Source organism: Pseudundibacterium arcticum (assembly GCF_042646465.1).
GTDB classification, from domain to species: Bacteria; Pseudomonadota; Gammaproteobacteria; order Burkholderiales; family Burkholderiaceae_D; genus Undibacterium_A; species Undibacterium_A arcticum.
Genome location: NZ_JBHRTP010000054.1, coordinates 237,155 through 259,508, shown reverse-complemented (window position 1 = coordinate 259,508; position 22,354 = coordinate 237,155). Strand labels below are relative to the sequence as shown.

Below are 22,354 nucleotides of genomic sequence, written 5' to 3'. Positions count from 1 at the left end.
GAAAAGGGGACATTACTACTTTGCACAAAGGGGACATTACTACTTGGGGCTAACAATTGCCGCTCGCCGGCTTGGTTGGCCGTCAGTTTTATGAGATAATTCGAGTCCGCTTTGTGCGGCGGCTCCAGCTGAGCCGGCGCATTTGCCTTTGTGGCAGGCAAGCATCGCAATCGTCCCAGATTGCAGACCGGGAGGTTAGCTCAGGGGTAGAGCATACGCCTCACACGCGTAGGGTCACAAGTTCGAAACTTGTACCTCCCACCAAAGATTCCTCTATGCGAATCGCACAAGATTATTTTTCCAGGGATAATTCGGGGATAGTTGGACGGATTTGTGCCTCGATCTTGTCCATCTCGCGGCTGTCATCTTGATGAGTAGCGACATCGCACCGGTCGCACCGCTTATCTGCACGATCGGCCATTCCAATCGACCACTAGATACATTCCTTGATCTGCTTCAACGCAATGAGATTGTCCGAGTGCTTGATGTGAGGACCGTGCCGCGGTCGCGCCATAATCCCCAGTTCAATCAAGACGCGCTCGCCACATCTTTGGACGCGGTTCAAATTTCCTATACCCATCTTCCGGGCCTCGGAGGTTTGCGCCACGCGCGAGCCGATTCTCCAAACGCCGGTTGGCACAATCTCTCGTTTCGAGGCTATGCGGATTATATGCAGTCTTCCGAGTTCGCCGACAACGTTCAATGGGTCGCGAACTTGGCACGCACTGAGCGTTGTGTCCTGATGTGCGCCGAAGCGGTTCCCTGGCGCTGTCATCGCTCGATGATCGGCGACGCGCTTCTGGTCCGGGGCATTCGCGTCGAGGACATTATTGGACCGAAGGGACGCACATCACACGTTCTTACCGCGTTCGCCCATGTTGATGGGACGCAAGTCACCTATCCGCCGCGATGCTTGATCGTATGAGCAACGCGAGGCAGCGCATTTGAGGGATATTGTGAATAAAACGGAATATCCGACCCTTGAAGGCTTGTTGTTTGCGGTGCGCAAATGCCGCGTTTGCGAGAAACACTTGCCGCTTGGCCCGCGTCCGGTACTGCAAGTCGGCGAAGCGGCGCGCGTCCTCATCGTAGGTCAAGCGCCCGGCGTACGAGTGCATGCTTCGGGGACGCCGTGGGATGATCCAAGCGGAGAGCGTCTGCGCATGTGGATGGGCTTGGACGCGGCCTGGTTTTATGACGAATCGAAAATTGCGATTATCCCGATGGGATATTGTTATCCGGGACGGGGAAATGGCGGCGACTTACCACCGCGCCGAGAATGCGCGACGTTGTGGCTCGATCATTTGCTGGCCAAGCTACCGCAAATTGAATTGACTCTGCTGATCGGACTACATGCGCAGCGTCACTTTCTGGGCAACCGTCGCAAACATTCATTGACGGAAACGGTAAAGGCGTGGCGCGAGTTTGCTCCTGAATATCTTCCGTTACCGCACCCTTCGGCGCGCAACACACCATGGTTCCAGCGCAACCCTTGGTTTGAGCATGAACTCTTGCCCGTGCTGCGCGAACGGATCAAGTCGCTCCCCATCCGATAAACAGAACGATGCGATCGAGCAGAGCAGTTGGGATGGCGACTGGTGTCGCCGTGCACGGTTTGATCATGGTTCGCTGTTGAGCTCTGCGAAAAACTCCGAATGCCGATTCGATTCGATCCCCCGGAGTTGGTCGGTCCTGTCCGGCGCAGGCAATGCGCAGCATGCGCGCCAGGCGATGGATGCTGTCGACAGGCAACTCGTGCGCCGCAAGGGGGCATTGATCCAACTGCTGGATCCGCGGTTCGACCAGTTTGAACCCAATCCCGGTTACATCAAAGGGCATCTGCGCGGCGTGCGCGAAAATGGCGATCAATACACCCATGCGGCGGTCTGGGCCGCGATGGCGTTTGCTAGTGCTATCGGCAGACGGCTTACCACATTACCGTGCTGCCGCACACCACGGATGGCAGCGCGAGATTGACAATCGATGGTGTCGAGCGGCCCGGCCATTCCGCTGGTCGATGACCGCCAGGCACATTCGGTCGAGATCAGGATCTAAAGCAGGTACCGGTGCAAGCTCCATTAAGCAAGGAGGTTTGAAATGCAGCTCGGCATGATCGGATTGGGGCGCATGGGCGCCAATATGGTGCAGCGCCTGACCAAGGGCGGCCACGAATGCGTGGCCTATGACGTGCAGGCAAAGGCCGTCAAGGCCGTCCTGCATCCCGGTCTTGTCGGCGCGTCTTCCCTTAAGGACTTGGTGGCCAAGCTGCACCAGCCGCGCGTGGTCTGGCTGATGCTGCCCGCGGCGGCGGTTGATGAAGCGCTCGCGATGCTGGCTCCGCTGCTCGACGCCGGCGATATCATCATTGATGGCGGCAACTCTTATTATCGCGACGATATCCGGCGCGGTACCGAGATGAAATCGCGCCAGATCCATTACGTGGATGTCGGAACGAGCGGTGGCGTCGCCGGGTTCGAGCGTGGTTATTGCCTGATGATCGGTGGTGAAAAAGAAGTCGTTGCGCATCTTGCCCCGATCTTTGCCACGCTCGCTCCCGGCGTCGAGGCAGTGCCACTCACGGCCGGCCGGCAAAAGCCTGACAGTACCGCCGAACAGGGCTACCTGCACTGTGGCCCGCAAGGGGCCGGCCATTTCGTCAAGATGGTTCACAACGGCATCGAATACGGCATCATGGGAGCGTATGCCGAAGGCTTGAACATTCTCAGGAACGCCAACGTGGGAAAGCAGAAAAGCGATACGGACGCCGAAACGACGCCGCTGCGCAACCCGGAATATTATCAATATGAACTGGATCTGCCCGAGATCGCGGAACTCTGGCGTCGCGGCAGCGTGATCGGTTCGTGGCTGCTCGATCTCACCGCCAGCGCGCTGCTGAATGACCCGACGCTGGAAAATTACGCGGGCCGCGTGTCGGATTCGGGAGAGGGTCGATGGACGATTACGGCGGCCATCGACGAAGCCGTACCAGCACCGATCCTGAGCGCCGCGCTCTATGCACGCTTCAGTTCGCGCGGTGATGCCGATTTTGCCGACAAGGTATTGTCGGCCATGCGGCATGGATTCGGCGGCCATCTGGAAAAGGCCGCCAAGCGGCAGCAGGATTGACGATGACGGCATCCCCTTCCGACGCCTTTGTTTTCTTCGGTGCCACCGGTGATCTGGCCTACAAACAGATATTCCCGGCGCTGCAGGCAATGATCAAGCATGGCCATCTCGATCTGCCGATCATCGGGGTGGCGAGATCCGATTGGAAAGTCGATCAACTCCGGGACCGCGCGCGCGACAGCCTGGAGAAGCATGGCGGTTTGGATGCCGATGCGTTTGAGAAACTCGCGGCCCGGCTCCAATACATTAGTGGCGATTACCAGGACGACGCGACGTATGAGCAACTGCGCCGGGCAATGGGCGACGCGGTACGGCCGCTGCACTATCTTGCCATTCCACCAAGCATGTTCGAGCCCGTCACACAAGGGCTCGCCAAATCCGGCTGTGCCCGGGATGCCCGGGTAATTGTCGAAAAGCCGTTTGGCCGCAATCTTGCTTCGGCGCAATCGCTCAATCGCACGCTGCATCAATCCTTTGCCGAAGACGCGATCTTCCGCATCGATCACTACCTCGGCAAGGAATCTGTTGAAAACCTGCTTTATTTCCGATTTGCCAACACATTCCTTGAGCCGGTCTGGCACCGCGACTATATTGCGAGCGTGCAGATCACGATGGCCGAGCAATTCGGCGTGCAGGGGCGGGGCGCTTTCTATGAAGAAGTGGGGGCGATACGCGACGTGGTACAGAATCACATGTTGCAAGTGATGGCGCTGCTCACGATGGAAATCCCGATGGATGGCGGTCCGGACGCGGGTTCGGACGCGATACGCGACGAAAAGCTGCGGGTCTTGAGCGCGATGCGCCCGCTGGTCCCGGCGGAGGTAGTCCGGGGTCAGTTCCACGGTTACCGCGACGAGGCCGGCGTGCCGCCCGACTCGCAGGTCGAGACGTTCGCGGCGCTGCGACTGCATATCGACAATGCGCGCTGGACAGGAGTGCCTTTCTATATCCGCGCCGGTAAACAATTGCCGGTCACGTGCACCGAAGTGATGATCGAACTCAAACCGCCGACACACGCGGTATTCGATGCCGATGACCGCGGCCAGTCGAACTATTTCCGCTTTCGGCTCAGCCCGGATGTGTTGATTACGGTCGGCGCACGGACCAAAGTGCCCGGGGAGTCGATGGTCGGCACAGCAACGGAGCTGATCGCGCATCACCATCCGGGCGACGAAATGACGCCTTACGAACGCCTGCTCGGCGATGCCCTCCACGGAGACGCCGCGTTGTTCACCCGCGGCGACACTGTCGAAGCGGCTTGGCGCGTGGTGGACCCAATCCTCGGCAACGCCGTGCCGGTTGCCGGGTACGAACCAGATACCTGGGGACCGCCCGCAGCAAGACAGATCATGGCTGGCGACGATCAATGGCACAACCCGGCACCGGAGGAAGCATCACCATGAAAACGCGAGATGAGGTCGTTTTCCTGTTTGACTGCGATAACACGCTGCTCGACAACGATCGCGTGCAGGACGACCTCCAGACACATCTCGAGCGTGAATTCGGCACCGCGAACCGGGACCGCTACTGGAAGATTTTTGAGGAGTTGCGTGCGGAACTGGGATACGCGGACTACCTGGGCGCATTGCAGCGCTACCGGCTCGGCGCAATGAACGATCCGCGCCTGCTGCAAATGTCCGCGTTTCTGGTGGACTATCCCTTTGCCGACCGCCTGTATCCAGGTGCGCTCGATGCGATCAAACATCTTGGCGCGTGGGGGCCGACGGTTGTCCTGTCGGATGGCGATGTGGTCTTTCAGCCGCGCAAAATCCAGCGCTCGGGGCTATGGCAAGCGGTCGAAGGTCGAGTGTTGATTTATATTCATAAAGAAAAAATGCTCGATGATGTCCAGCAACGCTACCCAGCCCGTCATTACATCATGGTCGATGACAAGCTACGCATCCTGACGGCAATGAAGAACGTTATGGAAGAACGGCTGACGACCGTCTTCCCGCGTCAGGGACACTACGCCCTCGACCCGCACAACACCGCCGCTTATCCGGCCGCCGATCTGACGGTCGAGCGCATCGGCGATTTGATCAATGTCGACTTGCCGGCCCTGCTGGATGCTGCCGACGCGAGTCATACCGAAAAGAGGTCATCATGAACGCTACCGATCATCTTCACGAACTCGGGCAAAGCCTGTGGCTCGACAACATCACGCGCGGACTGCTGGTAACCGGCACGCTGCAGCGCTACCTGCGTGACTTCGCCGTCACCGGGCTCACCTCGAACCCGACGATCTTCGATCACGCCATTCGCAACACGGATTTGTACGACACGGCGATTCACGAAAAGGCCGCCGAAGGAAAATCAGGCGAGGCCCTGTTTCTCGACCTGGCGCTGGCAGACCTGACCCAGGCCGCCGATTTGTTCCGCCCCATCCACGAGGCGACGGCCGGCGTCGACGGCTGGGTCTCGCTGGAAGTGTCGCCGTTGCTGGTGAATGACGCGGTGGCCACGGTGCGCGAAGCCGCGCAACTCCATGCACGCGCGCAGCGGGCCAATCTGTTCATCAAGATTCCGGGCACGCCCGCGGGCGTCATTGCGATTGAGGAATCGATCTTCGCTGGCGTGCCGGTCAACGTCACGCTGCTGTTCTCTCGCGAGCAATACCTCGCAGCGGCTGCTGCCTACCTGCGCGGCATCGAGCGGCGCATCACCGCCGGGCTTGATCCAAAAGTCGGTTCGGTCGCCTCGATTTTCGTCAGCCGCTGGGATGTGGCGGTCAAGGACAAGGTTCCCGAAGCACTTCACAATCACCTTGGTATCGCCATCGCAAAGCGCGCATACCGGGCCTATCGCGAACTATTGGTCTCGCCACGCTGGCGCAAATTGGCGGACGCCGGCGCTCAGCCGCAACGCCTGCTGTGGGCCAGCACCGGCACCAAAGACCCCGCCGCACCAGATACGCTCTATCTGCAGGCGCTCGCCGCTCCCAACACCATCAACACCATCCCCGAAAAGACGCTGCTTGCTTTCGCCGATCACGGCACGGTGAGCGGCAGCATGGCGGCGGACGGCGGCGATGCGGAGACAGTGCTCGCTGCGTTTGCGCAGGCCGGCGTGGACGAGGCAGCGCTGGCCACCCAGTTGCAGCGTGAGGGCGCCGAATCTTTCAGCAAGTCCTGGGGCGATTTGATGGCGGTCATTGCAAGCAAGAGCGCAACGCTTGTGAAAAGCGAATCTGGCGGGGGGAGAAAACATGACTGACGCGGCATCCACATCCCACCCGCGACTTACCGACCGGCCTGCATGGCAGGCTCTCGCGGCGCATCACCGGCAGGTGCGCGACCTGCATTTGCGGCAACTCTTTGCCGACGATCCGCAGCGCGGCGAGCGTTTGACCGCCGAAGGCGCTGGCCTCTATCTCGACTACTCGAAGAATCGCGTGACCGACGAGACGATCAAGCTGCTCTTGCAGTTAGCCGACGAATGCGGCTTGGCCGCGCGTATCGACGCCATGTTCAGGGGCCAGCAGATCAACGCGAGCGAGCAGCGGGCGGTGCTCCACGTCGCCCTGCGTGCGGACGCTAGCGAGCGGATCGAGGTCGATGGCGTCGACGTCGTGCCTGAGGTACATGCGGTCCTCGATCACATGGCGACTTTCTCCGCCAGCGTCCGCAGCGGACGCTGGCTGGGTTATACCGGCCGGGCCATCCGCAACGTCATCAATATCGGCATCGGCGGTTCCGATCTCGGCCCAGTCATGGCGTACGAGGCGCTGCGGCATTACAGCCGGCGCGACATGACGTTCCGCTTCATCTCCAACGTCGATGGCACGGACTTCGAAGAAGCCACGCGCGATCTCGACCCGGAAGAAACGCTGTTCATCATCTGTTCCAAGACGTTTGCGACGCTCGAAACGCTGACCAATGCCCACACGGCCCGCGCCTGGAGCCTGCGCAAGCTGAAGGATGAGCGGGCGGTGCAACGACATTTCGTCGCGATATCAACGAACAGCGAAGGCGTAGCGAAATTCGGCATCGACACAGCCAACATGTTCGGCTTCTGGGATTGGGTAGGCGGACGTTACTCGATGGATTCGGCCGTCGGCCTGTCCACTATGCTGGCCATCGGAGCGGAAAATTTTCGCGCCATGCTGTCCGGTTTTCATGCGATGGATCGGCATTTTCGCAGTACTCCGTTCGACCAGAATCTGCCGGTGCTGATGGGTTTGCTGGCAGTCTGGAATAATAATTTCCTGGGTGCTCAGACGGTGGCGGTGCTTCCTTATGAGCACTACCTCAAGCGCTTCCCGGCGTATCTGCAGCAATTGACGATGGAAAGCAACGGAAAGCACGTCACGCTTGATGGTGTACCCGTCGACGTGCCGACAGGGCCGGTCTACTGGGGCGAGCCAGGCACCAATGGCCAGCATTCGTTCTATCAGCTCATCCATCAGGGAACCCGGCTCGTGCCCTGCGATTTTATCGGCTTTTGCCAGCCACTGAACCCGTTGGGCCGCCATCATGACTTGCTGCTGGCGAACCTGTTCGCGCAGACCGAAGCACTGGCGTTTGGCAAGACGGCGCAGCAACTCGAGGCCGAAGGAACGCCATCCTGGCTGGTCCCGCATCGCACTTGCGAGGGCAACCGCCCCACGAATACCGTTCTCGCCCAACGCCTGACCCCGGAGACGCTGGGACAACTGGTCGCGCTGTACGAGCACAGTGTCTTAACACAGGGTGTGATCTGGCATATCGACTCCTTCGATCAGTGGGGGGTCGAACTGGGCAAGGTACTGGCGCAGCGCATCATTCCCGAGCTTGAATGCACGGACGAGCCGAAGCTCGGGCACGACAGCTCGACCAATGCATTGATCCGGCGCTACCGCCGGCTCCGGGAGGGACAATCATGAACCTGGGATATAGCACGCCGTTCTACCGGTTGCCTTTCGATCATCGCCATTCCCACGTAATCGACATGTTCGTCGCGCTGATGCGGTGGCTTGTATCGCCCAGCGCTAGCGCGAATGGGTAACAATTTTCGAAAAAGCGCGTGTTCCCCACGCCAGTGCGGCGCATAAAAATACTGACACCCCAACACCAAGGACAGAACCATGAAAATAAGTCCATTAGCCGGCAAGCCTGCCTCACCGGCGATGCTGGTGAATGTGCCCAGACTCATCACGGCCTACTACACGGATGTACCTGATCCTTCGGTGTCCGAACAGCGAGTGGCATTCGGCACCTCGGGCCATCGCGGCTCCTCCTTCGGGAGGAGCTTTAACGAGTGGCATGTACTCGCCATCAGTCAGGCCATTTGCGACTACCGCGCCAAACAGGGCATCAATGGCCCATTGTTCCTCGGTATCGACACGCACGCGCTGTCGATACCAGCTTGCGCCAGTGCGCTCGAAGTGCTGGCAGCCAACGGCGTGGACGTCATGCTTGCGGAGAACGACGAATACACACCGACACCCGCAATCTCGCTCGCCATACTCACGTATAACCGCGGACGCACCGCAGGCTTTGCCGATGGCATCGTCGTCACCCCTTCGCACAACCCGCCGGACAGCGGTGGATTCAAGTACAACCCGCCCAACGGTGGGCCAGCGGATACCGGTGTGACCGGCTGGATTGAGGCAAAAGCCAACGAGTTTCTGAAAAGTGGCCTCAAGGGTGTCAAAAGAATGCCCTTCGAGAAGGCACTGCGCGCTGCCACGACGCACCGGTACGACTATCTCAATGCCTACGTGAGCGAACTCGACCAGATGATCGACATGGCGGCGATTCGCGGCGAAGATATTCATATCGGCGTGGATCCGCTCGGCGGTGCCGGGGTTCATTACTGGGGACTGATTGGCGAGCGCTACCATCTGAACCTGACCGTGGTCAGCGACGAAGTCGATCCGACTTTCCGCTTCATGACAGTCGATTGGGACGGCCGCATTCGCATGGACCCGTCATCGTCCTATGCGATGCAGCGCCTGATTGGCCTGAAGAATCGCTACGACATTGCCTTTGCGTGCGACACCGATCACGATCGGCACGGCATTGTCACCCACAGTGAGGGGTTGCTGCCATCCAACCATTATCTTGCGGTTGCCATCGACTATCTCTTTCAGCACCGCTCAAAATGGTCCAAGGACGCAGGCGTGGGAAAGACCGTCGTCAGCAGTCAGATGATCGATCGCGTGTGCGCGCGACTAGGCCGCACACTCTTTGAGGTGCCAGTGGGCTTCAAGTGGTTCGCCGACGGTTTGTGCAACGGCTCGCTGGGTTTCTGCGGCGAAGAGAGTGCCGGTGCATCCTTCCTGCGCCTTGACGGCTCGGTCTGGACCACGGACAAGGACGGCCTCGTGCCGGCATTGCTCGCGGCGGAGATCACGGCGCGCATTGGGCGCGATCCGGGGGAGATCTATCGCAGGCTTGCACGCGAACTCGGCGATCCGGTCGCTGACCGGGTCGAGGCGCCCGCCACGCCGGCGCAGAAAAAAATGCTGTCGGAACTCTCTCCGCAGCAAGTGCAATGCACCGACCTTGCCGGCGAAAAAATTCAGAGCGTCCTCACCAAAGCGCCCGGTAACAATGCTCCGATCGGCGGATTGAAGGTCATTGCCGATGGCGGCTGGTTCGCGGCACGCCCGTCCGGCACAGAAGATATCTACAAAATTTACGCTGAGAGTTTTCAGGGAGAGGATCATTTGCGCCGCATCGTGAAGGAGGCGCAAGCGATCGTTGACGCCGCGCTTGCGGCGGGGAAAAACGGTCAGCAGTCACAGCCTGAAGAAAACGCCTGAGCAAACTCAGCACCAAAACGATAGGCGTGTTTTCCGTCCGGACATCAACATGAGCCGAAAAACGCTGACTACCGAAGATTTGAAAGCCGGTCATCCGTGTGGTTTCAAGGCGACCTTCAATGCCACCTACCCGAGCAAGGTTCGTAACCCGTACGGCTGGGTATCACCCTGGCATTTCGGCATCAACCAGGGGCCAATCATTCCGATGATCGAGAACTATCGCAGCGAATTGCCATGGCGTCTGATGCGAGACTACCCCTACATCGCCGACGGTTTGCGGCGGGCGGCGTTCACTGGAGCTTGGTTATGAATGGAGTAACGCAACTGCCCGCCTGCAAACGTTCTCGACTGTAAAACCGTATTCGCGCATCACAACCTCGCCAGCCGCCGACGCGCCGAAATGATCCACCGCGATTACATCGCCACGGTCGCCAACATAGCGATGCCAACCTTGTGCCACGCCCGCTTCGACCGCGAGCCTTGCGCCAATCGATGGCGGCAACACCATGTCGCGGTATTCCTGCGACTGGCCGTCGAACAACTCCCAGCTCGGCATCGAGACGATGCGCGCCTGGACGTTCTGCGTCAGCAGTTGTTGCTGCGCTGCGACGATCAGGGCGACTTCCGAGCCGCTGGCGATCAGGATCAGTTCAGGTTTGCTGTTCGGAGCATCGGCCAGGATGTAAGCACCGCGCTGCAATCCGTCGGCGGCAGCAAATTGTGTACGGTCGAGGGTGGGGACATTCTGCCGCGTCAACACCAGTGCCACCGGTCGGTCGCATGTTTCCACCGCAACGCGCCAGGCGCTAGCGGTTTCGTTGGCATCGGCGGGGCGAATTACGACCAGGCGTGGCACCGCGCGCAAGCTGGCAAGCTGCTCCACCGGTTGATGCGTGGAGCCGTCCTCGCCCAGCGCAATGCTGTCGTGGGTAAAGGCGTAGACCACATGCAGGCCCATCAGCGCGGCAAGGCGGATCGACGGACGCATGTAATCGGAGAAAATCAGGAATGTCGCGCCGAACGGCACGGCTCCGCCATGCGCAGCCATGCCGTTCATGATTGCGCCCATGGCATGCTCGCGCACGCCAAAGTGCAGATTGCTGCCGGCGTAACTCCAGCCACCGCCGTTCGAACCTTGTCTGTCGCGGGCGTTTACACCAGACGGCTCGAAATCCCCCAGTCCTTTCAGCGCAGTATGGGTTGAGGGGTCCAGATCCGCCGAGCCGCCGATCAGCGCAGGAAAATGCGGTGCGATGGCGTTCATGACCTTGCCCGATGCGACGCGCGTGGCCATGCCTTTGACGTCCGCCGGAAACTGCGGGATATCTTGATCCCAACCAGCGGGCACGGCGGTCATTCCGCTGCGCATTCGTTGCTGCAATTCCAGAGCGAGTTCGGGAAATTGCTTTTCGTAGGCGGAGAATTTGTCGAGCCATTCCGCCTCGGCCTTTTCGCCTCGATCAGCCACTTCGAGAAAGTGCAAGCGCGCCGGTTGGGGAATATAAAACGGCGGGTCCTCCGGCCAACCGAGGTTGCGCTTGGTTAACCGCAGCTCTTCCACGCCGAGCGGCGAACCATGCGCTTCGAACGTGTCCTGCTTGTTGGGGGAGCCGTAACCGAGATGCGTCGACACCAGAATCAGCGAGGGCCGCCTGGTTTCGGCGCGAGCGGCGCACAGCGCCCGTTCGATCGCCGCCAGGTCATTGCCGTCTTCTACTGATTGGGTGTGCCAGCCATAAGCGTCGAAGCGTCGCGCCCGGTCCTCGGTAAAGGTAATGTCGGTACCGGCGGAGAGCGTGACGTTATTGTCGTCGTACAGGTAAATCAGTTTGCCCAGTTGCAGATGACCGGCCAGCGACGCGGCTTCCGAGGCGACGCCTTCCATCAGGTCGCCGTCGCTCACGATCCCGTAGGTAAAATGATCGACCATGTCGAAGCCGTCGCGGTTATAGCGTGCGGCCAGATTCGCTTCTGCCATCGCCATGCCCACGCCATTGCCAAAGCCTTGGCCAAGCGGTCCCGTTGTCACCTCGACGCCGGGCGTCAGGCCGCGTTCTGGATGACCCGGCGTGATGCTGCCCCATTGGCGAAAGTGCTGGAGTTGTTCGAGCGGCAGGTCATAGCCTGTGAGGTGGAGCAGGCTGTATAGCAGCGCCGAACCATGCCCCGCGGAAAGCACAAAGCGATCGCGGTCGAACCAGTGCGGATTGACTGGATGGTGCTTGAGGAAGCGTGTCCATAGGACATAGGCCATCGGTGCGGCGCCCAGCGGCAACCCGGGATGGCCGCTGTTTGCCTGCTGCACGGCATCGACCGACAGGAAGCGCAGCGTGTTGACACACAACTCATCCACTGCTGCGGCGGAAAGCATTGAACTCATTCGGCAACTCCTTGATTTCGGTGAATTGCATCGACCGACGCAACCTGACAGGAAATTTGTTCAAGGGAAGAAACATTCTTCGTCAGACATTTTCTCCGTGCGCGACTACCTTACGAGGGCAGCGTGCGGCCGAGCGACAGCGCAGTGCTCACGCGTGACTAGTGAGCCAATGTCCGAATGCTCAATTACCAGCGCGCCACCTTTTTAGCGAACATCGAGGGAAACACAGCGTGGCGCCCGGTGCCCGCTCGGGGAGCATAGACAACAGGCGGGGGCGCATAGATATGAGTTCTGGTTATCATAATAGTTGCTACGACGATGATCAACCCACGCACGTAGCACAAAGTAAAAGTGATACAAGCAACGCAAATAAAGCGATGCGGATCAAGGTGCGGACATGCCGAGCCTCACATCGCTTGGCGATCGACAACATTTCTTCCCTACTGCCGTAAAATTTCCGCTCATTGCGAACGACAGGCATCGCAATAGGTAACGCCAAACCTTCGCCCATGCCATGATGCTTTTCGAACTGGGGGCGCTGCCGCTGCATGAACGTTGCATGACGCATCGCCAATCCGCGCTCTTCCATCATTTCGACAAGGTCGCGAAAAGAGCGCTTGTATTGCAAAAAACAAGCGAACGCACAGAATGATTATCTGTTGTTCAAAATGTCACCCTTTGAACAATTCCTCCGTACTCTTTAGCTTCGCAATGCATTTCACCGCAGGTAAACGCGGCTGGTGTAAGTGACTGAAAAATTTTCACCAGAACCATTGTTTGTTCAATTTTGCACCCACACACGAAATAAAGATGGTTTTTTCCAGCACCATAATGATTGATATCGCGTGGTGCCGACGATAAGTGCCGATAAAAATTTGGCCCGTTTTCGAGCGCAGACGAGCGCAGACTAAATGGCGCATTCCACCAAGCCGCCAAGGAGCTCCAAGGAAAAATCAACAAGGAAAAATACCGATGGGATTTTCCCGCATTGCAAATTATCTTTTGCGATCTTGGATCTTGCGGTTAAGTTTGCCTTCAGCAGGGCGCCGGGGAAAACAAAATTCAGGTCAAGCGTACATGCTGCCACGGATTGAATTGGACAAATACTAGAGAAACGAATACCTTCTCCGGGCAGCTTTTAATAACTTTTCTCTACCTGTTTATTGTCAAAGAGTACAATCCAGTTCCGAACCAATATCAATGTCAATATCAATATCAATAACGCATCAGGAGAACAGCATGTCGAACATACAGTCTGCCAAGAAATCAGTTCAACTGGAACTTGATCAAGCAAAGCAGGGGAGAGATTATTATCAATCGCGCATAGATGCGTTAGAAAAAGCGCTCGCGCAATTGACCAGTGTCGATACCGCAGCCGCGACCGGAACACGTGTCACCCGTGAAAGCGCCGAAAAAAAACCGCTCGGAAAGAAGGCAACGCCGGCGCGATTGGCCAAGTCTAAGGGTTCTTCGGCCAAATTTCCGTCTACCGGTGGCGATTTCTGGATTGACCTCATCACCGATCAGCCTCAATCAGCCGCAGATATTTTGAATGCCGCGTTTACCAAGCTAGCAATCACGCCGACCAAAGAACTGAAACAGAAATTAGGCGCCCGGATGACTGCTGCACTCGCTAGCCTGATCGGTTCAAAACAGATTAAAGACTCTGGAGCGCGACGCGAGCGTAGATTTTTCAAGTAACATTGGATCGCCAAACAGCTCATTTTCTGTTGCTATCATTGACGGGCTGGCAGGATCAACATGAACGTATGACGCGCGCATACGGTCGTGAGAATTCGAGATTGAGGTGAGGTTGTAAGGTATAGCCAAATCCTCGGCCAGCCCGTGCAAGTACACGCGCGGATAAATCCCGCGATCGTGGCCATCGCTAAATATCAATTGCATGCCATACGCACCAACCGGACGAATCTCTTTGATCCGGATCTCGGGCGCCACCATTAGCGCATCCTGGGTGTGCAAACGCACCATTTTGCAATCAGCACATTTGCATTGATTGCGCAAAAACCATGTCTGAATTGCTGGGAATGGCCGTTGTTCCAGACAATTTCCAGCACACCGGCGCGTGGATCGTCGCTTATGCTTTCAGAATGCATGATCTTCCTTTCAGTTTGACGCGGCACGAATCTGACCTATCGCCAGCCGTGCCGCCTTGCGCACATACGGGTCCGGATCGTTCTGAATTCTTTCCAGCGCCGGGAGCGCCGCCGCGACGCGAGTTTCGCCCAGCGCCAAGGCCGCTTCTTTGCGCAAGTTGCTGATCTCGTGGGAAAGCGTCCGCCCAAGTACCTGCACCGCGTCGGCATGACGCAGACGGCCGAGGTTGTCATGAATTTCGTTATGTGAACGTGCCCGAGCGATCGGTGCGCGTGGAGTTTTTAGATTCGCACGATCCTAAATGTGCAATGCAAATAAAATGCAGCAAAAGTATTCATTCTTTTTTCTTCTGATCTATTTAATCCGGCAACTCTAGAAACCAAACCATTTTTGGAGAATCCAATATATTGTTGAATAACCTGATTCAGGTAGCATTCTCCATTGCACTAGTTGCGCCGTCGGCATATGCAGCAGGTACCTCGCTGCTCAATGTTTCTTATGATCCGATCCGCGCGTTATATCAGGAAATCAATCAAGCCTTCGCCAAGCAGTGGAAAGCAAAGACTGGCGATAACGTGACGATCAAGCAATCCCATGGCGGGCCGGCAAACAGGTCCACACGAGCATCGGGCACACGCGGATCGACTACCCACCTTCGTTGAGCGCGGCATCGGCGATGCCTTGATTGCATGGGAAAACGAAGCGTTGCTGGCGATCAAGGAATTGGGGCCGGATATGCACTTCTCGTTTGCGGCGCATTTTTTGAGGAGGTTTAATCATGGATTGGCTGGATTGGATCACCGCGGTTGGTGCAGTGATGGTAGTGATTGGGTCACTGATGTTCCCGATCTATCCGCGTGAAAAATAAAGCCGACGAAAATAGGCAAAAACTGATGGTTTGAGGTAGCGTTACGCGCGTAATCGCGAGGTCTTGCCAAGATGCAGTATCGCTTGATGTTGCCTTGACCTCCCTGCTGGCAGCGACTATTCTGCTCGAATATTAAGCGCGAACCAGTTGCTGGCCTGCCTCGGCGGCCCTGTGCTGCGTGAGCTTGCGACCGGGCTCAGAACGAGAAACCGGCGGGAGAACGCATCCGTTCCGGTCCCAGTGAACGTCAAGCTCGGCGCTCGTTAATGACTACGCATCCGCCGGCGTGAAATCTCCCGAAAGGCGGAAAGGATGCCATTCGCAGGAGCAGAAGACGATGAACCCAGTGGCAAGATCGTTTGGCCTGTTTGGCCCCATGGTCGAATACTGTGTCGATGCGGCACAGCGCAACATTCTGTACTGGGACATCATGCGGCAGCGTGGCAACCAGTACCTCGCGCATCTAGCCGAGAGCGGCCCGCATATGCTGCATTACGCGGTCGAACCTGTGATGAACGGCCAGCAGCTCGATCGACCGGTCAACTATGACCTGGTGCAGATCATCGCGCCGCAAGGCATCAAGTTTGACCCGACCCGCCGCCCCTTCGTTTTCATCGACCCGCGTGCCGGGCACGGTCCCGGCATTGGCGGCTTCAAGCCTGAAAGCGAAATCGGCGTGGCGCTGAAGGCCGGTTACCCCTGCTATTTCATCGACTTCCTGCCGGAGCCCATGCCGGGTCAAACCATCGAAGACATTGCGCGCGCCGAGGCGATCTTTCTCGAACAGGTGATCGCTCGGCATCCGCAGGCCGAAGGCAAACCTTGCGTGGTCGGCAATTGCCAGGCGGGCTGGGCGGTGATGATGCTGGCCGCCATCCGTCCCGAGTTGTGCGGTCCGATCATCCTGGCCGGATCGCCGTTGTCGTACTGGGCCGGCGTGAGGGGGCAAAATCCGATGCGTTATGCCGGCGGCCTGGTGGGCGGCAGCTGGATCACCGCGCTCCTCGGCGACCTCGGTCGCGGCAAGTTCGACGGCGCCTGGCTGGTGCAGAATTTCGAGAAGCTCAATCCGTCGAATACGCTGTGGAGCAAACAGTATGATGTCTATGCCAACATCGATACGGAGGCCGCGCGCTATCTCGACTTCGAGCGCTGGTGGGGTGCGCACATCAATCTGAATGCCGAAGAAATCCAGTTCATCGTCGACGAACTGTTCATCGGCAACAATCTCGCCGCTGGCAAGATTCAAAGTTCGGACGGCGTCGCAATCGACCTGCGTAACATTCGTTCCCCGATCCTGGTGTTCTGCTCCGACGGCGATAATATTACGCCGCCCCAGCAGGCACTCGGATGGATTCTCGATCTGTACGAGGATGTTGACGACATCAAATCCTACGGACAGGCGATTTTTTACGCGATCCATGCGAGCGTGGGGCACCTTGGCATCTTCGTCTCTTCTGCCGTTGCCGGCAAGGAACACGACAAATTCTCGGGCAATATCGAGCAGATCGATCTGATGATGCCCGGCCTGTATGAGGTAACCTTCGAAGCAAAGACTGAAAAGATGGTCAACCCGGACCGTGTATCGGGTACGGCTGACTGGGTGATGCGCTTTGAAGAGCGGACGCTCGACGATATCCGTGCCCTGGTCGGCAACGATGCGGAAGATGACCGCCGCTTCGCGACCGCGGCCCACGTCTCCCAGGTAAACCTGGCGCTCTACCGTACCTTCGCACAACCTGTCGTGCGTGCCCTGATCAACGCGCCGCTGGCCGAATGGATGCGGCGGCTGCACCCGCTGCGGCTGCAATATGAGTTGCTGTCGGACGCCAACCCGCTGCTGGCGCCGCTCGGCGCTCTGGCACAGCAGATACGCGAGCATCGCAGCCCTGCGGCCGCGGACAATCCATTGATCGCGTTACAGGACCGAGCATCCGCGCAGATCGTCGCGGCGCTCGATACCTGGCGCGACCTGCGCGATGGATGCTACGAGGCGGCGTTCCTGTCCCTCTACGGCTCACCGATGCTGCAAGCGGCGGTCGGCATCGATCCTGCCGCAGTCGGCCCGATGCGCAAAGCGGGAAAGACTCCCCTGCATGTTGAACTCGTCGCGGCGCGCATGGCCGAGCTGAAATCGCATATCGCCACAGGTGGTTTGCGTGAATGCCTGCTTCGGGCGCTGTTCTACGTGTTCATGGCGGATCGGATCGCAGATGAACGCCTGGTGGAGGCGGGTTCTCGTCTGCTGGTCAAGCAAGAAGGGATGGAGGACTTGACGCTTGCTGCGCTCAGGACGCTCGCGCACCAGCAATATTCCATGCTGCAGATCGACACCGAGGCCACGCTGGCGGCGATCCCTGCGCTATTGCCCGCCGACCGGGAGGTACGGCGCAAGGGCTTTGCCATCGTCCGCGAGGTGGTGAGCGCTGCCGGCGTCATCAGTGGCGAGCGTGAAGACAGGATGCGACGCATGGCGCAGCTGTTTGGTATCGATGACCTGCTGCCGCTCAAATAGTACATTCAGGATCGCTCGGCGTACTTGGCAGACAGGTGATGCCGAAAATGGCTCGGCATCGTCTACGCAGACACCGAAAAAATCGTCAAATCGAACACGCGTTCTACCAGCCACACAGTCGCGATCAACACGATTAGCCCGGAACCGAAGGTAACTACGGCGCTGCGATAAAAACGTGTTCGGCGCATCGCATAGGCCAGCGGCAAAAATACCGAGACGATCGCAAGCTGCCCGATCTCCACGCCAAGATTGAATCCGACCAGCGCCAGCAATAGCGCCGACTGCGGCAACCCGAGGTCGGTCAGTACGCTGGCAAAGCCAAAACCGTGAATCAAACCGAACGCAAACGCCACCACCCAGCGCTTGCCTTGAACCAGCGGGAACAGGTTGTTCAGCGCGGCCAATACGACCGACGCGGCGATTGCCGATTCGACCCAGCGCGACGGCAGCGAGATCACCTGCAAGGTTGCCAACGTGAGCGTGATCGAATGCGCGAGGGTAAACGCGGTGACGATTTTCAGGACGTCGATGAATGACGCCTTGAAGCTGTCGGACGGACGCCGCTCGCGGTCCCCGATTTTGTCGCCGAGCTTGAGCACGGCCGGCAACAGCAGCGACAGCAAAAACAGGATGTGGTCGATGCCTTTCCAGATATGCCAGATGCCTGTGACGACGAAGTCGCCGAATTGGGCCAGTTTGCTGGCCTCGCGCAATTCCAGCGTTTGGTGTGCGCTGCCGGGCGAAAATATCGCGGTCGAGGCCTGGCCGCCGGACTGCAAGTGCAACAAGCCCCGGTGCTGTGGATCGATGTCAAACAGCAGGCGGTAGTCGACGTCGAGGTGTGCGATCGATGCGCTGCAGCTGGCGGTAAATCGCAGTACCGAGTAGGCGCCATCGCTGTGGTTGTCGATCAGCTGCTCGCCGGCCGTGATCGGGCAATTGGTCCCGGCATTGGAAAAAATCAATCGTCCCAACGCATAGGCGGCGATGTCGTGGTGACGCGAGCGGATTTCACCCCAGGTCAGTTCACCGTTGCCGTCCTGATCCAGACCGATGGCAAAGTCGAGATCGCGCAGCGCGATGTCCCATTGCCCTTCGATCGTCTTGTCGCTGACCTTTAGGGTCAGATAGCTGTCGCTCGGCTTGTGGGCATGCACGGCGCTGCACAGCAATGCCGTCGCTGCCAGTATCAGGGTCGTCAAGAAGCGCTTCATCTCATGCCCCCGCCGCGAGTTTGGCGGCCAGCGCATTGACGGCTTGATCTTCGAGCCGGGTCTTTTTCAGCCATTCCAGCACGGGCGCGGCCGCCGCCTGGTCGTTCGCAGCTAGCGCGGCTTCGAGAAATATGCGCACGTCGGCCGGCTCTTTTTGTACCGCCCAGTTGCGCTGTGCCAGCTGCAATGCGGCCGGCGCGCGATGCATCAGCTGCAATTCAAAGCGCGACTGTTCGCGCTGATGCACGGTGTCGCCGCGCAGCATGGCCGCGGCGAAGCGGGACTTGAGCAGCGCCACCGGTTCGGCGGCGGCGTGGCTGTCGGTCGCCTGCAAGGCGAGCGCATAGCGCAGCAGCAGCGCATCGACGCGCGTCTTGTCTTTTAGCAGTTGGACGACTTCGGCTGCGCGCTGTTGGTCCAGTAGAAAATCTGCGTAAGCGCCCAGCAAATAGCTGTCGGCGTCGTCAACCGCCAGCGCTGTTTTGAAATATTCTTCTGCGGCAGGAAATTCGCCCAGTCGCTCCGCCATTTCGGCCAGCAAGGTGGTCACCCAAATCCTGATGCCGGGATCCACATCTGGGGCCTTGGTCAGCGCCGATTTCAGGCGTTCATAGCTCTGGCGCGCCTGTCCATTCAGGCTGGCGACATTCGACAGACAGGTAATGGTGATGAGTGCCGGTGCGAGCGAGCGCAGTTCATTGCAACTTTGTGTGGCGCGCGCATAGTCACCCATGACCTGCAGCACCGTGGCGCGGGTGAGCCAGGCCTGCGCATTGCGCGGATCGGCTTTTACGACCGCGTCCAGATCGCGCAACGATGCCGGAAATTGATGCGTGCTTTGCAGTAGCGTGGCACGCAGCACGCGCACTTCAGTCGGCGGATCGAGCTTGTCATACCAGGGCGCGAGGGCCGCTTGCGCATAACCGAGATAGCGCGGGTCGCCTTCGACGCGCGACTGACCGATATAGCGCCGGGCCAGCGTCAGCGCCAGCGGCATGTCGTCCGGCGCTGCAGCCAGGCGACTACGCAGGGCCAGAAATTCCTGCTGCGCCGGATCGGTGCGGCGCGGCAAATGTTCGATCACTTCCGCGTCGCTGGCCGGCACATGCGGCGCGCACAGTACCGAAGGCGCAACGCCCGCGCACAGCATCGCAACTGCCAAGGCATTGAGTGATGTCATGGATACCCATGTTGCAATGAAAGGTCTGCGGTTACATTCCTGCAGCGGGATTCCGACCGCAAACCAGAAGCCGGACACAGCGGAATGGCCACCGGCAGCGGTCACTGCGACCGCTGCCGGTGTCTACCACTTCCGGCTGTCAACGAACTTGACGCGACAGCTAGCTTATCAGGGCAGCTAGCTTATCGGGACAGGTGCGGTATTGTCCGGACCGGTTACCGTGGCCGAATCGATCGACACCGGTTCGGTCGTGTCCGATGAGGTCGCGATGGCGGCCGCCACCGCATCAACGAAGGCGTCCTGCGCAACGGCCGGTTCGGCAGTATTGTTGGCACCGCTAAGGTCGGTTTGCCTTACATTATCGTCGCTGCCGCAAGCGGCCACGAGCATGGACAACAGTAGCGCCGAGCCGAGCCCCAGCATGGACTTTCTGGTGATCATGGCGGGCTCCTTAGTTGTTGCCAGGCAGCGGCGTGTTCAGATACGGAAACGCTGCCTTGAAAGTGCTTGCGTCCTTGCGCACACCGTCCGTCAACGGCAGGCCACCGGCCGGTGCATCGGTCGGTTTGCATCCGACCGCGAACGTATCAGTCGGCCCGGTCAGCACGCACAACGCACCCATTGCCACGCGTATCGACAGATCGACTACATCATCGGCCGGACGGCGGCCATTCGGGAATCCGGCCATGTCGCCTGCTGCCACGCCCAGCGGGTTTTGTGAGGCCTGCGCGGTCGGCATCACCGTGGTATCGAGACGTAACATTTCGCTGGCTTTAACGTTCGCCGGCTGGTTGACCCCTTTGATACCGGTCAGGAATGCTGCCACCAGGTCGGTCCGCGGAAAGTTGGTTGGGGCCTTGGCGGACGGGAACAGCGTTTCGATCAGCGCAGGGAGTGAAGGGTTGGTGACGTAATCGGCGAACTGCGCATCGTTGCGTGGCCTGGATGCATTGAAACGGTCCTTGTCATCGATGCCGATCACGACTTCATTGACCAGCGGCATACCGAGTCGCGATACCTGCGCCCAAGGGCCCCCTTCTTTCACTGCGTTGTTGTTGCCCGACGGCGGCGACGGGTGGATCAGACGGCCCTGACGAACGCTGGCCGTGGTGAAGCCGCCGATAACTGTTTCGGTGCCGTTCGTGAGGCAGGCGATCGGTACTTCAAGCGCAATGGAACTGATGTTCTTGTTCTCGAGATCGTTCTTGTTGCCGGTCTCCGGCCCTAAGGGATTCAGATTGAACAGGTCAAATATCTTGCCGACCGCGATAGCGAACGACTCCTTGCGCTGGCCCACGAAGACCCGACCGTTGCCGCAGCCCGGAATCGCCACGTCATAGATATGCTGGTTCGCGTAAGTCTCATATGCGGTCGCACTGCCGAAAGACTTGTCGCCGATATTGTCGACCGGCTTATCAAACTCCCTGGCGCCACCGGCCACATTGGTGACGGCACCCACGCTGCCGACCCGGCGGTCGCCGCGCACGATGTCGATGGTGTAGGTTTCGCGCACATTCAAGGTTGCCGGATTGACGCCGCTGATGACGCCGGAATTGATCAGCGGAATCAAAGTCGGCTTGCCGCCTACACTCAGGGCGGTGCGCTTGGAAGTGTTCTTGAAGCGGAAACGGAAACTGATGTTTTCCTTGTTGCCGCCGTCATTGACGACATGGATTTCGTACAGCGCATTGGGATCGAACTGGTAAAAATTCGGGCCGCCCTGCGGATCCTGAAACGGGATGTAGTTCGCGATCAGGGTCACATAGTTCTGGCGGCCCGCTGCGTAACTTCGAAACATATAAAAATCGGTGGCGTCGACGCGCGGTTGGCCGCTGATAAACGGCGCCTCGCGATGACTCGAAGCAACGGCCGGCAAACAGGCTGCTGCACTGATGGCGCCGATGGCGACAGCCACGGCCCTCCTGGTCAAATATGTTTGCATGGCAAGGTCCAATCGTGTCTAGGGTTGCAGGAAACATGGGGCTCTGATGGAGCTCTCATATTGCAGCGCCGAAAAGGGCGCGCAGGAAAACGGGACACAGCACGAACGCGGCTTCGGCTTAGCAATATACTTATTCAGACCTGAAACGGATTCAAAGCGCGGACCGAATTTGAAAAGTGGATTGATTTATATCTATGGTGCCGCTGATTGAATTAAGAGCGGACCGCGCTACCTTATCTGGCGACGCTTTTTAATGGCATTGAATCAAT

At 58.7% G+C, this 22,354-nt stretch carries 19 protein-coding genes, 1 tRNA gene and 3 pseudogenes; 15 read left to right on the top strand and 8 right to left on the bottom strand.

Translation table 11 applies throughout. The features are described from left to right. The first annotated feature begins 189 nt into the window (after nt 1–189). From ACFOFO_RS17740 to ACFOFO_RS17690, 11 genes are all read left to right on the top strand, one after another. Nucleotides 190–264 (top strand) — tRNA-Val (locus ACFOFO_RS17740). Between the two features lie 106 nt (nt 265–370). Continuing rightward, nucleotides 371–925, top strand: coding sequence for a DUF488 domain-containing protein (locus tag ACFOFO_RS17735; protein ID WP_390325738.1), 555 nt, complete (start codon nt 371–373; stop codon nt 923–925). A gap of 28 nt (nt 926–953) precedes the next feature. Continuing rightward, nucleotides 954–1,556 (top strand): uracil-DNA glycosylase family protein, encoded by a 603-nt coding sequence (locus tag ACFOFO_RS17730; RefSeq protein ID WP_390332221.1) that lies wholly within the window; start codon nt 954–956, stop codon nt 1,554–1,556. Further along, entirely contained in the window at nt 1,504–1,977 is a 474-nt protein-coding gene (locus tag ACFOFO_RS17725) for a GH36-type glycosyl hydrolase domain-containing protein (RefSeq protein ID WP_390332210.1), read from the top strand. The genes ACFOFO_RS17730 and ACFOFO_RS17725 overlap by 53 nt, the downstream gene beginning before the upstream one ends. A 120-nt stretch (nt 1,978–2,097) precedes the next feature. After that, complete coding sequence (gnd, locus tag ACFOFO_RS17720; RefSeq protein ID WP_390332207.1) at nt 2,098–3,126, top strand: phosphogluconate dehydrogenase (NAD(+)-dependent, decarboxylating); 1,029 nt, start codon at nt 2,098–2,100, stop codon at nt 3,124–3,126. 2 nt (nt 3,127–3,128) lie between these two features. Beyond that, entirely contained in the window at nt 3,129–4,529 is a 1,401-nt protein-coding gene (zwf, locus tag ACFOFO_RS17715) for a glucose-6-phosphate dehydrogenase (RefSeq protein WP_390325735.1), read from the top strand. Continuing rightward, nucleotides 4,493–5,233, top strand: a complete 741-nt coding sequence (locus tag ACFOFO_RS17710) for an HAD family hydrolase (RefSeq protein WP_390332205.1) — start codon at nt 4,493–4,495, stop codon at nt 5,231–5,233. Before zwf ends, ACFOFO_RS17710 begins: the two co-directional genes overlap by 37 nt. Then, a complete protein-coding gene (gene tal, locus ACFOFO_RS17705) occupies nt 5,230–6,339 on the top strand; it encodes a transaldolase (RefSeq protein ID WP_390325733.1) in 1,110 nt (369 codons plus the stop codon). Before ACFOFO_RS17710 ends, tal begins: the two co-directional genes overlap by 4 nt. Further along, the gene (pgi, locus tag ACFOFO_RS17700; protein ID WP_390325732.1) at nt 6,332–7,987 is read left to right on the top strand and encodes a glucose-6-phosphate isomerase; all 1,656 of its coding nucleotides are present in this window, start codon (nt 6,332–6,334) and stop codon (nt 7,985–7,987) included. The genes tal and pgi overlap by 8 nt, the downstream gene beginning before the upstream one ends. Nucleotides 7,988–8,188: 201 nt before the next feature. After that, entirely contained in the window at nt 8,189–9,871 is a 1,683-nt protein-coding gene (pgm, locus tag ACFOFO_RS17695) for a phosphoglucomutase (alpha-D-glucose-1,6-bisphosphate-dependent) (protein WP_390332202.1), read from the top strand. Continuing rightward, nucleotides 9,810–10,181: a glucoamylase family protein gene (locus ACFOFO_RS17690; RefSeq protein WP_390332199.1), complete on the top strand. Its 372-nt coding sequence runs from the start codon at nt 9,810–9,812 to the stop codon at nt 10,179–10,181. The genes pgm and ACFOFO_RS17690 overlap by 62 nt, the downstream gene beginning before the upstream one ends. Here ACFOFO_RS17690 and tkt read toward each other — a convergent pair. Both tkt and ACFOFO_RS17680 read right to left on the bottom strand, forming a co-directional pair. Beyond that, entirely contained in the window at nt 10,176–12,242 is a 2,067-nt protein-coding gene (tkt, locus tag ACFOFO_RS17685) for a transketolase (protein WP_390328173.1), read from the bottom strand. The genes ACFOFO_RS17690 and tkt overlap by 6 nt on opposite strands. Before the next feature lie 331 nt (nt 12,243–12,573). Further along, nucleotides 12,574–12,879, bottom strand: a complete 306-nt coding sequence (locus ACFOFO_RS17680) for a hypothetical protein (protein ID WP_390332197.1) — start codon at nt 12,877–12,879, stop codon at nt 12,574–12,576. A gap of 611 nt (nt 12,880–13,490) precedes the next feature. Here ACFOFO_RS17680 and ACFOFO_RS17675 point away from each other — a divergent pair. Then, entirely contained in the window at nt 13,491–13,952 is a 462-nt protein-coding gene (locus tag ACFOFO_RS17675) for a hypothetical protein (RefSeq protein ID WP_390325725.1), read from the top strand. Here ACFOFO_RS17675 and ACFOFO_RS17670 read toward each other — a convergent pair. Beyond that, nucleotides 13,899–14,273, bottom strand: coding sequence for a DUF971 domain-containing protein (locus tag ACFOFO_RS17670; protein WP_390332194.1), 375 nt, complete (start codon nt 14,271–14,273; stop codon nt 13,899–13,901). The two genes, ACFOFO_RS17675 and ACFOFO_RS17670, sit on opposite strands and share 54 nt — an antisense overlap. A gap of 102 nt (nt 14,274–14,375) precedes the next feature. Continuing rightward, a pseudogene (locus tag ACFOFO_RS17665) lies at nt 14,376–14,591 on the bottom strand (HEAT repeat domain-containing protein); the annotation flags it as partial. A gap of 179 nt (nt 14,592–14,770) precedes the next feature. Here ACFOFO_RS17665 and ACFOFO_RS26620 point away from each other — a divergent pair. From ACFOFO_RS26620 to ACFOFO_RS17655, 3 genes and pseudogenes are all read left to right on the top strand, one after another. Next, a pseudogene (locus ACFOFO_RS26620) lies at nt 14,771–14,968 on the top strand (sulfate transporter subunit); the annotation flags it as partial. A gap of 24 nt (nt 14,969–14,992) precedes the next feature. Further along, a pseudogene (locus ACFOFO_RS26615) lies at nt 14,993–15,101 on the top strand (sulfate transporter subunit); the annotation flags it as partial. Nucleotides 15,102–15,571: 470 nt separating this feature from the next. Beyond that, a complete protein-coding gene (locus ACFOFO_RS17655) occupies nt 15,572–17,749 on the top strand; it encodes a DUF3141 domain-containing protein (RefSeq protein WP_390325722.1) in 2,178 nt (725 codons plus the stop codon). Between the two features lie 62 nt (nt 17,750–17,811). On the opposite strand, the gene ACFOFO_RS17650 is transcribed toward ACFOFO_RS17655, so the two are convergent. The 4 genes from ACFOFO_RS17650 to ACFOFO_RS17635 form a co-directional block, all read right to left on the bottom strand. Beyond that, entirely contained in the window at nt 17,812–18,963 is a 1,152-nt protein-coding gene (locus ACFOFO_RS17650; RefSeq protein WP_390332191.1) for a HupE/UreJ family protein, read from the bottom strand. A gap of 1 nt (nt 18,964) precedes the next feature. Continuing rightward, the gene (locus ACFOFO_RS17645; RefSeq protein WP_390325716.1) at nt 18,965–20,143 is read right to left on the bottom strand and encodes a tetratricopeptide repeat protein; all 1,179 of its coding nucleotides are present in this window, start codon (nt 20,141–20,143) and stop codon (nt 18,965–18,967) included. A 177-nt stretch (nt 20,144–20,320) separates the two neighbouring features. After that, complete coding sequence (locus ACFOFO_RS17640) at nt 20,321–20,584, bottom strand: hypothetical protein (RefSeq protein ID WP_390325714.1); 264 nt, start codon at nt 20,582–20,584, stop codon at nt 20,321–20,323. 10 nt (nt 20,585–20,594) lie between these two features. Continuing rightward, on the bottom strand, nt 20,595–22,085 hold the full coding sequence (locus tag ACFOFO_RS17635) for a DUF4331 domain-containing protein (protein ID WP_390325712.1): 1,491 nt from the start codon (nt 22,083–22,085) through the stop codon (nt 20,595–20,597). Nucleotides 22,086–22,354: the final 269 nt, after the last annotated feature.

Excerpts from the sequence above, each read along its gene's own strand:
- ACFOFO_RS17635 (WP_390325712.1), bottom strand. The coding sequence starts at position 22,085 with ATGCAAACATATTTGACCAGGAGGGCCGTGGCTGTCGCCATCGGCGCC.
- zwf (WP_390325735.1), top strand. The coding sequence starts at position 3,129 with ATGACGGCATCCCCTTCCGACGCCTTTGTTTTCTTCGGTGCCACCGGT.
- pgi (WP_390325732.1), top strand. The coding sequence starts at position 6,332 with ATGACTGACGCGGCATCCACATCCCACCCGCGACTTACCGACCGGCCT.
- tal (WP_390325733.1), top strand. The coding sequence starts at position 5,230 with ATGAACGCTACCGATCATCTTCACGAACTCGGGCAAAGCCTGTGGCTC.
- ACFOFO_RS17640 (WP_390325714.1), bottom strand. The coding sequence starts at position 20,584 with ATGATCACCAGAAAGTCCATGCTGGGGCTCGGCTCGGCGCTACTGTTG.
- ACFOFO_RS17725 (WP_390332210.1), top strand. The coding sequence starts at position 1,504 with ATGAACTCTTGCCCGTGCTGCGCGAACGGATCAAGTCGCTCCCCATCC.
- ACFOFO_RS17650 (WP_390332191.1), bottom strand. The coding sequence starts at position 18,963 with ATGAAGCGCTTCTTGACGACCCTGATACTGGCAGCGACGGCATTGCTG.
- ACFOFO_RS17735 (WP_390325738.1), top strand. The coding sequence starts at position 371 with ATGAGTAGCGACATCGCACCGGTCGCACCGCTTATCTGCACGATCGGC.
- tkt (WP_390328173.1), bottom strand. The coding sequence starts at position 12,242 with ATGCTTTCCGCCGCAGCAGTGGATGAGTTGTGTGTCAACACGCTGCGC.
- ACFOFO_RS17645 (WP_390325716.1), bottom strand. The coding sequence starts at position 20,143 with ATGACATCACTCAATGCCTTGGCAGTTGCGATGCTGTGCGCGGGCGTT.
- pgm (WP_390332202.1), top strand. The coding sequence starts at position 8,189 with ATGAAAATAAGTCCATTAGCCGGCAAGCCTGCCTCACCGGCGATGCTG.
- gnd (WP_390332207.1), top strand. The coding sequence starts at position 2,098 with ATGCAGCTCGGCATGATCGGATTGGGGCGCATGGGCGCCAATATGGTG.
- ACFOFO_RS17655 (WP_390325722.1), top strand. The coding sequence starts at position 15,572 with ATGAACCCAGTGGCAAGATCGTTTGGCCTGTTTGGCCCCATGGTCGAA.
- ACFOFO_RS17710 (WP_390332205.1), top strand. The coding sequence starts at position 4,493 with ATGGCACAACCCGGCACCGGAGGAAGCATCACCATGAAAACGCGAGAT.
- ACFOFO_RS17675 (WP_390325725.1), top strand. The coding sequence starts at position 13,491 with ATGTCGAACATACAGTCTGCCAAGAAATCAGTTCAACTGGAACTTGAT.